Origin of the sequence: Microcystis sp. M_QC_C_20170808_M3Col, from assembly GCF_007095505.1 — a bacterium.
Taxonomy (GTDB): Bacteria; Cyanobacteriota; Cyanobacteriia; order Cyanobacteriales; family Microcystaceae; genus Microcystis.
On sequence record NZ_SFBY01000232.1, the window covers coordinates 1 to 10,759 of the forward strand.

At 43.6% G+C, this 10,759-nt stretch carries 11 protein-coding genes; 8 read left to right on the forward strand and 3 right to left on the reverse strand.

The window, feature by feature from the left end:
• Positions 1-424 (forward strand): PPC domain-containing protein (locus tag EWV84_RS23095; protein WP_287077941.1); only part of this gene is annotated, 424 nt, incomplete at its 5' end.
• A gap of 19 nt (positions 425-443) precedes the next feature.
• Positions 444-1,331, forward strand: coding sequence for a S8 family peptidase (locus tag EWV84_RS10415; RefSeq protein WP_287077942.1), 888 nt, complete (start codon positions 444-446; stop codon positions 1,329-1,331).
• A 147-nt stretch (positions 1,332-1,478) separates the two neighbouring features.
• On the opposite strand, the gene EWV84_RS10420 is transcribed toward EWV84_RS10415, so the two are convergent.
• Positions 1,479-1,799, reverse strand: a complete 321-nt coding sequence (locus tag EWV84_RS10420) for a DUF3155 domain-containing protein (RefSeq protein WP_286826857.1) — start codon at positions 1,797-1,799, stop codon at positions 1,479-1,481.
• Between the two features lie 394 nt (positions 1,800-2,193).
• Between EWV84_RS10420 and EWV84_RS10425 the strand changes: the two genes are divergently transcribed.
• The 5 genes from EWV84_RS10425 (at position 2,194) to EWV84_RS10445 (ending at position 8,460) form a co-directional block, all read left to right on the forward strand.
• A complete protein-coding gene (locus EWV84_RS10425; RefSeq protein WP_287077943.1) occupies positions 2,194-3,450 on the forward strand; it encodes a GAF domain-containing sensor histidine kinase in 1,257 nt (418 codons plus the stop codon).
• Positions 3,451-3,569: 119 nt separating this feature from the next.
• Positions 3,570-3,947, forward strand: a complete 378-nt coding sequence (gene ebsA / locus EWV84_RS10430; RefSeq protein ID WP_287077944.1) for a type IV pilus biogenesis protein EbsA — start codon at positions 3,570-3,572, stop codon at positions 3,945-3,947.
• Positions 3,948-3,981: 34 nt separating this feature from the next.
• Positions 3,982-5,058 carry a phosphotransacetylase family protein gene (locus EWV84_RS10435; protein ID WP_287077945.1) on the forward strand — a complete coding sequence of 359 codons (1,077 nt, stop codon included), beginning with the start codon at positions 3,982-3,984 and terminating at the stop codon, positions 5,056-5,058.
• 40 nt (positions 5,059-5,098) lie between these two features.
• Entirely contained in the window at positions 5,099-6,913 is a 1,815-nt protein-coding gene (locus EWV84_RS10440; protein ID WP_287077946.1) for an ABC transporter ATP-binding protein, read from the forward strand.
• A 107-nt stretch (positions 6,914-7,020) separates the two neighbouring features.
• Entirely contained in the window at positions 7,021-8,460 is a 1,440-nt protein-coding gene (locus EWV84_RS10445; protein ID WP_287077947.1) for an aminotransferase class I/II-fold pyridoxal phosphate-dependent enzyme, read from the forward strand.
• On the opposite strand, the gene EWV84_RS10450 is transcribed toward EWV84_RS10445, so the two are convergent.
• Together EWV84_RS10450 and EWV84_RS10455 are read right to left on the reverse strand one after the other, a co-directional pair.
• Positions 8,452-9,855, reverse strand: a complete 1,404-nt coding sequence (locus EWV84_RS10450) for a serine/threonine-protein kinase (protein WP_287077948.1) — start codon at positions 9,853-9,855, stop codon at positions 8,452-8,454. The two genes, EWV84_RS10445 and EWV84_RS10450, sit on opposite strands and share 9 nt — an antisense overlap.
• 229 nt (positions 9,856-10,084) lie before the next feature.
• Positions 10,085-10,438 (reverse strand): hypothetical protein, encoded by a 354-nt coding sequence (locus EWV84_RS10455; protein WP_287077949.1) that lies wholly within the window; start codon positions 10,436-10,438, stop codon positions 10,085-10,087.
• 181 nt (positions 10,439-10,619) lie between these two features.
• Between EWV84_RS10455 and EWV84_RS10460 the strand changes: the two genes are divergently transcribed.
• Positions 10,620-10,759, forward strand: a 140-nt coding sequence (locus EWV84_RS10460; RefSeq protein ID WP_287077950.1) for a helix-turn-helix domain-containing protein, incomplete at its 3' end; no start/stop codon positions are given.

Genomic DNA, 10,759 nt, shown 5'->3' on the forward strand with positions numbered 1-10,759 from the left:
TTCTAGAGACACCAATGATTACTATCGTTTTAGTTTAGGAACGAGTAGCAACTTTAGCCTGAATTTAACGGGATTAAGTGCCGATGCCGATGTGTCCTTATTAAATAGTAATGGCAGTGAGATTACTAGCTCCACTAATCGCAGTAACATCAGTGAGAGTATTACTGGTCAACTCAGTGCGGGTACTTACTTTGTCCGGGTTTATCCCTATAGTGGCAGCACTAACTATAACTTAACCCTGTCGGCAACCACAACCCCAGTTGTACCCGGATATAGTGCCATTTCAGGATACGGTTTAGTTAATGCCGCGAGAGCCGTCGCCGGGCTCTTCTGGTTTCTGTGTGGAAACGAGGTCTATACTGATAGTTTCTTCCACAAAATAGTCCTAAAAGTCTTGCCCAGTAAACATTTCACGATTCTATAAGCAAAAATTATCACACAACTTGAATCAAAGTCCTTTTGCCGATGTTCCCACTTTTGGTGGTGCTAATGACTGGGGGGTTAACTTAGTTAATGCTCCCGAAGCTTGGGCAAGAGGTTATACAGGACAAGGAGTCATCGTTGCTGTACTAGATACAGGAGTTGACCGCAATCATGCCGACTTAGCGGCCAATATTTGGACGAATGCGGGCGAAATTGCCAATGATGGTCTTGATAACGATGGCAACGGTTACGTTGATGACGTTTATGGCTGGAACTTTGCCAATGGCAATAATAACACTTTAGATGTTAACGGCCATGGTACTCATGTGGCGGGAACCATTGCTGCTGGTAATAATGGTTTCGGAGCCACTGGTGTGGCCTACAATTCCAGTATTATGCCAGTGAAAGTTTTGAGCGATTCCGGTAGTGGCAGCTCTAGTGGCGTTGCCCAAGGAATTCGCTACGCGGTAGATAACGGTGCTGATGTAATTAATATGAGTTTGGGGGGTGGTAGCACTGACAGTGCAGTTCAATCGGCCCTCCAGTATGCCAGCAGTCGCGGTGTTATCGTGGTTATGGCCGCCGGTAATGAGGGGGCAGCTCAACCCGGTTATCCCGCTTCCAGCGCCACCTTTTGGGGTCTTGCCGTCGGTGCCGTTAATAGTTCTAACCAGATGGCTTCCTTCTCCAATCGTGCTGGTTCCAATTCTTCGATGAGCTATGTCACTGCCCCTGGCGTGCAAGTGTATTCTACTCTCCCTAATGGTGGCTATGGTTTCTTGAGTGGAACCTCCATGGCAGCACCTCATGTAGCTGGAGTGGTGGCCTTAATGTTGAATGCCAATCCTAATCTGACCGATGCTCAAGTACGTCAAATTATTACTGCCACAGCAGGTAATGTCGCCTAAAACTTGGCTGTTTTTCGGCCTCAGATTTCTTATCTTCAGCCATCAGCGAAAAGCTGATGGATGATTACTAGGTCTCAGACAAAAAAAACTCGTTTACTTTTCGGTAAACGAGTTTACTTTCCATGATACCATTAATAGTCCTTTGAGTTATTTGGCAACTGCTACCGCCGCTTTGACGGTCTGAGGCTGGGGCTGCAGGTCGCGCAAACTTGGGAAAAGGAAGTGGTTTTCCTCCACATATTGCGCTCCAAACAGTCCTTTTTCAGCCCAGAAATAGCGATCGGTTGTATGCTCGTTACGCTTAACAATCAATAAAGCTGGTGGGCTAATGCCTATAGCTTGAATGTACTTGCGCGCCGCAGTTACAGGTTTATCTTCGCCACTTTCAATACTATACTGGGGTATGAGTTCAAGTATCTTACGTCCTTCTTGACGACGGCGACTCTTACGTTTCCGTTTTCTGGCCAACCCAATTACCTCCTGTTTTGGCTAATCGCTGTAATGGTAATGATAGTTACAAAAGCCGTAGCGATTATATCCCTTCTAGACCAAGAAATCAAGTGTCCCTCACAAACTTAATTACAGACAAATTTGACTAGAAGCTAGACTGAGACTAGGTTTAAGTTTTTCTGACGAAAACACTGCCCCAAATCCCGATACAAAACTTATTATTCTTAAACTTTTTTTAATATATACCGTGATCCACCCCGAAAATAGTGACCAAACCCTTGTCCTAATTGCTTTTTGCCGGTTGCCCTCGACTCAAGAGGAGGGTCATTCTCCCCTATGTAAACTGGGAAACAAAACTCGCAACCCAAGCTTGATCTAGGTTTTCTGATTTTTTACTTTTTACTTTCTTGGTATGCCCTTCTCCTTCCCCTCCCGGACTCCCCTGAGTGATGATTTTATTGCCCTGTGTCAGGCACAGATGGAACTTTTGCGAGAGCAAATGGAAACGGACAGAAGTGCGGTTTATTTAAATGAACCTTTATCGAGTAATTTAATCCCAGTCGTTGTTTATCCGCCTTTTAACCCCCCTTCTCCCCAAAAAAAGCGGCTTTCCTTACAACCAGGGCAACCGGCGGCAGACTTGTTAACTGCGGTTAAGTTAGAAGATTTATCCCACCTCTGGAGTAATCAGGAGACCGTCAGCGGTCATCGCTTGTTTTTACCCTTAATGTATGAAGAGGGCATGATCGGATTATTGGTGGCAACCAGAGAAAAACGACCTTGGCAAAGTTGGGAATTAACCCAGATGGAAAAAATCACCCAAACCCTCGCTTTAGCCTGTGTACTCGATCGCCAATTGGGAGAAGAACGTTATTATCGACAATGGCAAAGTCAGCGCCTCGATACCTTTCTCCATCAAATCCGCAATCCCCTCACCGCTTTAAAAACCTTTGGTAAACTTCTGCTCAAAAGGCTTTTAGCCGAAGAAGGTAACGATCCCGCCATTACTGGTATCCTGAGGGAAAGCGATCGAGTTCGGGACTTAATCGCCGAATTTGAGGCACAAATCCACCAAGAAAGCGAAAATTACCCCACTGTCGATATTCCTCTCCTGCAAGCGCAATCTTCCCCCACCGCCTTTCTCTTGCCTGCTGACAGCAGCCAACTAACTCCGATCGATCTCCATGATATTCTCGATCCGCTGCTCCTTTCGGCCCAGGCCGTAGCCAAAGAGAGAAATCTCCGTCTAGAAACGATTCACGGGGAAGACATACCACTTATTTGCGCCAATATCCCCGGTTTGCGGGAAGTATTCAGCAATTTAATTGATAATGCCCTCAAATATACTCCTGCTGGCGGAAAAGTCACCGTCGAGGTGCAGAATGTTAAGAATAGTGTAGAAATTGTTTTTAAAGACACGGGTTATGGTATAGCGAGGAGCGATCAAGAAAGAATTTTTCAACGTCACTACCGGGGAGTGCAAGCAGGGGGAGATATACCGGGTACAGGATTGGGTTTAGCGATCGCCAAAGAATTAATTACCAGCATGGGGGGGAGGATTGAATTTATCAGTCCCAATCCCGAGCAAACAAGTTCCCTCTACCCCGGCACGGTTTTTCGGGTTCATATACCAGTTATAGCCGATGATAACCTCAGTATAGGAAGATGATCTGGTGGTCAATTCTGCCTATTTTCTCGATCGGGAGATTCCCGGGGCGATCAGTTAAAATATATGGAAAATATCAGTGTCAATGGTAACTTGGCTGTGAACCAAAGAATTAACTAATTATGCCGACTATCGAACAATTAGAACCCGCTAATAAGGCCGATGTGGTAGTATATATGCCCTACTATGCCAAGGACAAACATAGTATCCTGCCCTATGCGATCGCTTTGTATCAAGGAGGATCTTTAGAAGGTCGTCGTCGCATAGAAAACAGTCAAGGGATTCCCTTTGTGGCATCTTGGTACGTATCAAAATTGCCCTCGGAATTGACCCGTTGTCGTTTACAATTTGAAGGACAGGCCGACCTAAGCTATGAGATGACGATTATTAACGCCGAGTTGATCGAATATCTCATCGATGCGATTAAAATCTTTAAGCAGCTAGGTTCAGCCGACTTTTCGCAGGGATTTTATCGGAAACTGCTGCGATTTGAAGAATAAAAGTCGGGATTTTACGGGTTAAAAGGAGCAAATCGTGGCGAAATCAGCCAAATCTATACTCATATCTTCCCTAGAACCCCTCAGTGGTAAATCGGGAACTATCGTCGGTTTAGCACATCTCTTGCGGCAAAAAGGACTAGAGATAAGTTACGGCAAACCAGTGGGCAATTGTCCGGGATACGTCGATGGGCAATTGGTCGATGAGGATGTAGAATTTATCCGGCAATTACTAGAATTATCCCCCGAACAGCTGCGTTTACCCGTGATCTATACAGATGTGGATTCCGTTGCTAAACGTCTGCAAGGTGCAGATAAACAGGACTACGGTAATATTCTTGCTGGCTATCTCGATCGGGTTAACAGTGATATTACCCTCCTCGAAGGGCCGGGGACTCTCTGGGAAGGGAGTATTTTTCAGTTATCGATAGGGGAGATGGCCAAAATTCTCCAGACTCCGATCCTATTGGTGGCCCGCTATAGTTCTCCCCTAATTGCCGAGAGTCTGCTGAAAGCAAGAGAGGAATTAAATAATCAGCTGCTGGGGGTAGTAATTAGTGATATCCCGGCCGATGATTGGGAGGAAGTACAATCTCTCCTTAAACCCTATCTGGTAAGCCAAGGTGTGGAAGTTTTAGGACTGTTACCCGCTAGTAAACTGCTGCGTAGTATTAGTGTTCGGGAAATTGTCCATCTTTTAGGGGCCAAAGTATTATGTCGGCCCGATCGTTTGGATTGGATGGTAGAAAGTTTAGCGATCGGGGCAATGAATGTCAACGCCGCTTTAGAATATTTTCGCAAGGGGGAAAATATGGCGGTGATTACGGGGGGCGATCGCACAGACCTACAGTTAGCTGCCCTAGAAACTTCCACCACCTGTTTAATCTTAACTGGTTCTATCTCTCCAGATCCCCTGATTTTGGGCCGGGCTGAGGATTTAGAAGTACCGATTCTCTCGGTAAATTTAGATACTCTCACCACCGTGGAAATCGTCGATCAGGCCTTCGGGAAGATTCGCTTACAGGAACAGGTAAAAGTCGCTTGTATTCGACAATTAATGGAGGAATATTTCCAGATCGATCGCCTGTTAGAAAAGTTAGCAATAGGGGCGTAATTTCTCCCCGGCTGCCGAGAATTTCATTGGAAATCCCTTCATGAGTCTATCATCCTCCCCTGTGTCTCCTCCGGTCAAAGAAAATGACTGGAGCTTATTATTAAGATTACTTCCCTACGCGAAAAAGCAAAAAGCCCTGCTATTTTGGTCATTAATACTCCTTTTTCCCCTATCTCTCACAGGGGCGATCCAACCCTTAATTATCGGTCAAGCGGTCTCCCTTTTGCAAAAGGAACAAACTTGGGATTTTTTGGCTCGAATGCCCTTAATAGCAGCCATTAATACCCTAATTATTATCCTCTCGGTTTCGATTATTTTACGACTGATTTTAGGGACAATGCAAGGTTATCTAGTGCAGAAAGTCGGTCAGTCAATTACTGCTAATGTCCGGGAAGATTTATTTACCCATGTCACCTCCCTTTCCTCCAGTTTTTTTGATCGCTCTCCCGTGGGACGTTTAGTCACTCGTTTAACCAGCGATGTGGAAGCATTAGGAGAAGTTTTTGCTAGTGGGGCGATCGGAGTTGTCAGTGATTTGGTCAATATTTTAGTTATTATCATCACCATGTTTACCCTGCAATGGCAATTAGCTTTATTGTTGGTGTTGATGTTATTTCCCGTCACTGCTTTAATTATCTTTTTTCAAAAACAATACCGCATCGCTAACTATCAAGTCCGCGAGGAATTATCAAAACTTAATGCCCAATTACAGGAAAATGTAGTCGGAGTTAATATTGTTCAATTATTTCGCCGCGAACGCTTTAATGCTGAAATGTTTCGCGCTATCAATACTCAATATCGTCAATCCCTAGATAAAACAATTTTTTATGATTCGGCTGTCTCGTCCACTTTGGAATGGATCGGATTAATTGCCGTGGGAGGAGTATTATGGTTAGGTGGGATTTTTATTCTCCAGAAAACCATTGATTTTGGGGTTTTATCAGCTTTTATTTTATTCTCCCAACGTCTCTTTAATCCCCTGCGTCAGTTTGCCGAAAAATTTACCATGTTTCAAGCGGGTTTTACTGCTATAGAACGAATTGGTGAATTAATTAGTATTCCCATTGAAATCACCGATTCTAACAATTATAAAGATATTTACTTCCCAGAAAAACGTCAAACTGGCGAGATTATTTTTGAGAATGTTTGGTTTGGTTATAAACCCGATGAATATATTATCAAAGGTCTCAATTTTACCATTCATCCAGGGGAAAAAGTCGCTTTAGTTGGTCCCACCGGTGCGGGAAAAAGTTCGATTATTCGTCTTCTCTGTCGTCTTTACGAACCAAGTAAGGGCAGAATTCTAGTGGATGGTATCGATATCCGTTATCTTCCCCAAGCGGAATTAAGACGTTATATCGGTGTCATTCTCCAAGAAACTTTTCTATTTGCCGGAGATGTTACTCGCAATATTACTTTAGGGGAAAATTATGATTTTGAGCAAGTGAAGGCAGCAGCTAAATTAACTAATATCGATCACTTTATCGAGGAGTTACCCGATGGTTATCATACCCTTTTACGGGAACGGGGCTCAAATTTATCGGGAGGACAAAAACAATTACTCGCTTTTGCGAGAGTCGCTATTCGTAACCCCGAAATTTTAGTTTTAGATGAAGCTACCGCTAGTTTAGACGTGGGGACAGAAGTATTAATTCAAGAAGCTTTAGAACAGATTCTAGTCGATCGTACTGCTATTATTATCGCCCATCGTCTCTCTACTATTCGCGATGTCGATCGAATTCTTGTCCTTAAACGCGGGGAATTAGTCGAATCGGGAACCCATGAAGATTTATTAACCAAAGACGGCCTCTACGCTAGTTTATATAAACTGCAAATGTTAGGCACAGATATTTAACAGTATTCAGGAGATTATTTTTATTTATTCTTCCCACTTCCTAATTCCCCCAACCCCCAACCCCCAACCCCCAACCCCCAACCCCCAACCCCCAACCCCTTCCCACAATGCCTTCGCCAGAATCTGCTCCGCTACTATCACAACTGCAAAAAAAAGTCAATAGTTTAGATGTACCATTTTATGCTCCGGGGCATAAGCAGGGGGAAGGAATCGGGGAGGATTTAAGTAATTTACTGGGAAAAAGCGTCTTTAAAGCCGATTTACCCGAATTACCCGACCTTGATAATTTGTTTGCCCCGACGGGAGTGATTAAAGAAGCGCAAATTTTAGCAGCCGAGACATTTGGGGCAGATAAAAGCTGGTTTTTGGTCAATGGTTCCAGTTGTGGCATTATTGCGGCGATTTTAGCCACTTGCGGCCAGGGAGATAAAATTATTTTGGCGAGAAATATTCATAAATCGGCAATTTCAGGCTTAATTCTCTCTGGGGCGCAGCCTATCTTTATCAATCCCGAATATAATCCCACTATCGATCTAAATTTAAATATAACCCCCCAATCCCTCGAAAATGCCCTGAAACTTCATCCCGACACCAAAGCGGTGATGGTAGTCTCTCCCACCTATCAAGGGGTTTGCTGTGACTTAAAAACTATCGCCCAGATTACCGATCATTATTCTATCCCGCTGCTCGTCGATGAGGCTCACGGGGCGCATTTTGCCTTTCATCCCGATTTACCTCCGGCTGCGCTGTCTCTCGGTGCCGATATGGCTATTCAGTCCACCCATAAGGTTTTAGGGGCCTTAACTCAAGCATCGATGTTACACTTAAAAAGCGATCGCATTAGTTCCGAAAAAGTCGATCGAGCCTTACAATTAGTTCAAACCACTAGCCCTAGTTATTTGCTTCTCGCTTCTCTTGATAGTGCTAGAAAGCAAATGGCGACGCAAGGACTAGATTTACTGAGCAAAACCCTTGATTTAGCCGCTATCGCCCGAAAAGAACTCAATAAAATTCCTAATATCTCTGTTTTAGACTTTCCCCATTCTATCCCAGGTTGTCACTGGTTCGATCGCACTCGTTTAACGGTAATCGTCAAAGATTTTGGTTTAACTGGTTACGAAATAGACGATATTTTGCGAGAAAAATACGCTGTCACCGCAGAATTACCGACTTTCAGCCAACTTACTTTTATTATCTCCATCGGCAACCATCGAGAACACATTAATCGTCTAATTACTGCTTTTCAATGCCTGAAATCCCCTTCCTCTACCAGTTTACCCCCCACTCCTCCCCCAGTCACGGGAAATTTGGCTATTTCTCCTAGAAAGGCTTTTTTTGCCCCTACAGAGATAGTATCCCGGAAAAATGCCCTCGATCGTCTTAGTGCTGATGTTATCTGTCCCTATCCCCCCGGTATTCCCGTTTTGATGCCGGGAGAGTTAATTTCGCAGGAAATCCTCGACTATCTGCAAACTATTTTAGACCTCGGTGGCACGATTACTGGCGGTAGTGATGATAATTTAACCACTTTCAGGGTTTTAAAATAATCGCAAAATTATCCGATATATTAACCGGAAAAAGGCGGTAATAGCAATTGCTCCGATGGCTGCCATCACGGCAATGATAGTAATTTCAGGGAAACTTAGGGTTCCTTGCAGTTGCGTATATAACCAGAAGGCAAAGGAGGTACTTGCTGCTAGAATCGCTAAATCTACCCCTTCAATCACTTTTTTAAATAATGCCAAAACTAAGCCCCCTAAGATCATAAAAGCGATGACAATTCCTACCGAGGGGACTAAACTATTTAAGGCAATTACTAATAATGTCCCTTCAAATCCTGTAAAGGCAGCATTAGCGAAGGTTTCTCCAAGAGAAAAGCGGGAAGTTTTTCTAATCACTGGAGGAGATGGAGGGGATGGAGGAATTGGAGAAGGTGAAGGAGATGGAGGAATTGGAGAAGGTGAAGGAGATGGGGAAAATGGAGGAGGAGGATTTAAAGCGGTTAAAACTTCTCCACAGGATTGAAATCTATCCAGGGGATTTGCTAGTAACATTTTATTGAATACTCTTGCTAAATCTGCACTGATGTTGGGGGCATAATTTTGCCAATTCCAGACCTGTTTTTGCGGATCGTATAGATCATCAGGATCGCGATTAGTTAAGAGCATAACACAGGTAGCTGCTAGGGCATATAAATCCGTGGCTGCTGATACCTGATTGCCTAATTGTTGTTCGGGAGGGGCAAATCCTGCCGAGTAAATTGTTGTGGATTTCTCTTGTGTATTATTGGGATTATTGGTAGCCTGTTTTACTGCCCCAAAATCGAGTAAATAGAGGCGGCCATTTTTGGATAGCATGATGTTAGATGGTTTTATATCCCGGTGAATGGAACCATTTTCATGAATAAATTTGAGGATAAGAAGTAGTTCTTCGAGAATGTTTTTGACTTCACTTTCTTGAAAGGGTTTTTGTTGCTGTTGGAGAATTTCTTCTAAGTTTTTACCGTCGATATATTCCTGGGCCAGATAGAAAAATTGCTCTTCTTCTCCCGTTAATTGATTCTTGACTGTTAAAGGGAAAAAAGCATAGAGATCGGGGATTTGGGGATGTTCTCGTCCTAAATCTTCTAAAACGTGCGCTTCTTGAAAAAATAAGTTTTTCGCTTTTTCTAAAGCTTGCGGACTTAAATTACCGGAAGGTTGAAATTGTTTGAGTACACATTTAGCTTTTTTGGGACTATAACGATCTACTACTAAAAATGCCGCACCAAATCCTCCTTTTCCCAATAGACGTTCTGGCAAATAACGTCCCCCTAAAATTAATGGCATCCCGCAAGTAGTACAATATTTCTGATCGATCGAGGTTAAGCGATTGTTATCGTCTAGGTCTAGACATTGATTACGCGGTTTCGGACAGTGGGGACGCGTGCAAATAACTTCCATAGTCACCGTTTCCCTTGGTACTGCTCTTAGTTTAGCTACTACCGGCAATTCGGGTTAAAATTTTTATTCTTGAGAAAGAGTTAAAAAGAGAGTTCGTAGGCCGAGACGGATTCCCATTATACTACAAGGTTAGCAAAAATTTTTGATTTTGTCAAGTCTTTGGCTGAAAAAAATTCAGCCAGATCTAGCGGTTATCTTAATGGTGGGGTGGGAAGTCTCGGCGCTTTTTTTAGTTGAAAGAGCGGGCCAGACGGCTAACCCCGGTGTGTAATAACTGTTCCAAGCTTTGGCGATCGCTGATGGCTTGAAGATTGATCACAAAACAGGTTAAACCCAGTCCAAAGAGGATAAAAGTGGGGGCCATAACCACACCAATCATTAACCAGGTGGCGACGTGGAGAAACATGGTGACAGCGAACAACAAAGCTAGGGAAGCAATGGGGAAGATTTGACGGGTAGGACGACCGAAATAGAGAAAAAGAACTGTTAAAACGGTGGTTACTAAGTTAGCGGGTACTAAAAAGGCACAAATCGAGATGCAATAGTTGCGGGAAAATTCAGCGAGAGTATTAAAATCTATCATCGAAAATTTGGGAGTGAAACCCCGTCGTAGAACGACGGCTTTACTGTTAAATATTAGCACATTTACGAAATATAGCGGTTCTCACATCTGTGTGGCACACTTTAACCTTTGCTGATTAAGCTTTTCAGGATTGAGAATGTACCTCTTGTTAACAGGAAACGCTATATATAAAATGTGAGACATGGAGAAAGCCTACTCGTTCCGATTTTACCCCACACCAGAACAAGAGTCGCTATTGCGGCGCACTTTGGGCTGTGTAAGATTGGTTTACAATAAAGCTCTCCATCTCAGAACACAAGCATGGTATGAAAGACAAGAAAG